Source organism: Saccharomonospora iraqiensis subsp. iraqiensis (assembly GCF_000430445.1).
Classification (GTDB): Bacteria; Actinomycetota; Actinomycetes; order Mycobacteriales; family Pseudonocardiaceae; genus Saccharomonospora; species Saccharomonospora iraqiensis.
Window position 1 is genome coordinate 4,170 of the sequence record NZ_KE387127.1, and the last position, 1,789, is coordinate 5,958.

The 1,789-nt window shown below is 74.8% G+C and carries 1 protein-coding gene; it reads left to right on the top strand.

Going from position 1 to position 1,789, the window contains the following annotated elements:
* Window positions 1-1,789, top strand: a 1,789-nt coding sequence (locus ACTIR_RS24345; RefSeq protein WP_154663815.1) for an ABC transporter ATP-binding protein, incomplete at both ends; no start/stop codon positions are given.

The window sequence follows — 1,789 nt, forward strand, 5'->3', positions numbered from 1 at the left end:
GGGGTCGGGCTGCAGGCCGCCACACCCCTGCTGGTCCGGGAGGCGGTGGACGACGCCGTCGACGGGGACACCTCCCGGCTGGGCCTGCTCGCGGGCGGGCTGCTCGCCCTGCAGGTGCTCGCGTTCGGCAGCGCGTTCGCCCGCCGCTACCTGGGCGGCCGGCTGGCCCTCGACGTGCAGCACGACCTCCGCCGGGACGTGTTCGCCTCGGTGTCCCGGCTCGACGGCGGGAAGCAGGACTCGCTGCGGACCGGTCAGATCGTCTCCCGCGCGATCACCGACCTCCAGCTGGTGACCGGGTTCCTGATGCAGGTGCCGCTGTCCACCGGGTCGGTGGTGTTCGCCGGGCTCGCGCTGGGCGCGATGCTGTGGATGTCGCCGCTGCTGACGTTGATCGCGCTGGTGGTGGCACCGGCCGTGGGGATCGTGGTGGGCGTCAGCCGCAAGCGGCTGTTCCCCGCCACCTGGTCGGCCCAGCAGCGTGCGGCCGACGTCGCCCAGCAGGTCGAGGAGACCGTCAGCGGGGTCCGCGTGGTGAAGGGGTTCGGCCAGGAGTCCCGGGAGGTGGACACCCTCGACGGGACCGCGCGGACCCTGTTCGCCGAGCGCCTGCGGGCGGCCCGGTTGTCGGCGGTGCCGACGGCCACCACCTCGGCGCTGCCCGCGGCGGGCCAGGTCGCCGTGCTCGCCGTCGGCGGGATCCTCGCGCTGCGCGGCGAGATCAGCCTGGGCACGTTCCTGGCCTTCGCCACGTACGTCTCCGCGCTGGTGGGCCCCGCACGGATGCTGGCGAGCCTGGTCGTGCAGGCCCAGCTCACCCGTGCGGGCGCCGAACGGGTGCACGAGCTGATCGACGCCCAACCCGAGGTCCGCGACCCCGAGGATCCGCGGGCGGTCCCGGACGGCGCCCTCGACGTCCGGTTCGACGACGTGCGCTTCGGCTACACCCGCGACGACCCGGTGCTCGACGGGCTGACCCTGCACGCGCGGGAGGGCGAGACGCTGGCGCTGGTGGGCACCGCCGGGTCCGGCAAGTCGACCCTGTCCCTGCTGCTGCCCCGCTTCTACGACCCGCACCGGGGGCACGTCCGGCTCGGCGGGGTCGACGTCCGGGAGCTGTCGCTGACCGAGCTGCGGCACACGGTCGGGGTGGTGTTCGAGGAGGCGTTCCTGTTCTCGGACACGGTGCGCGGCAACATCGCCTACGGCAGGCCGGACGCCACGGACGAGGAGGTGGTCGCCGCGGCGCGGGCCGCCGAGGCGCACGAGTTCATCCGTGCGCTGCCCGACGGCTACGACACCCAGGTCGGCGAACGCGGCCTGACCCTGTCCGGCGGGCAACGCCAGCGCGTCGGCCTCGCCCGTGCACTGCTCACCGACCCGCGCGTGCTGATCCTGGACGACGCCACCTCGGCGGTGGACACGGTCACCGAGGCGGCGATCCACGACACCCTGCGCAGCGTGACCCGGTCGCGTACCACCCTCCTGATCGCCCACCGGCGCTCCACGCTGACGCTGGCCGACCGGATCGCGGTGCTCGACAAGGGCGCGGTCGTCGACGTCGGGACCGCCGACGAACTGCAGGACCGGTGCGCGCTGTTCCGCGACCTGGTCTCCGGCCCCGGCGACGACGTCGAGAAGGTCCACCGGCGTACGGAGCCGGTCCGCGACGCCTCGGGCGTGACCCCGCAGCTGTGGCCGGACACCGGCGCGGACGACGAGGTCGCCGAACTGGCGGAGGCCGCCTCCCGGCGTGCGGTGTCCGGTGCGGGCGGAGCGGGCGGGGGCG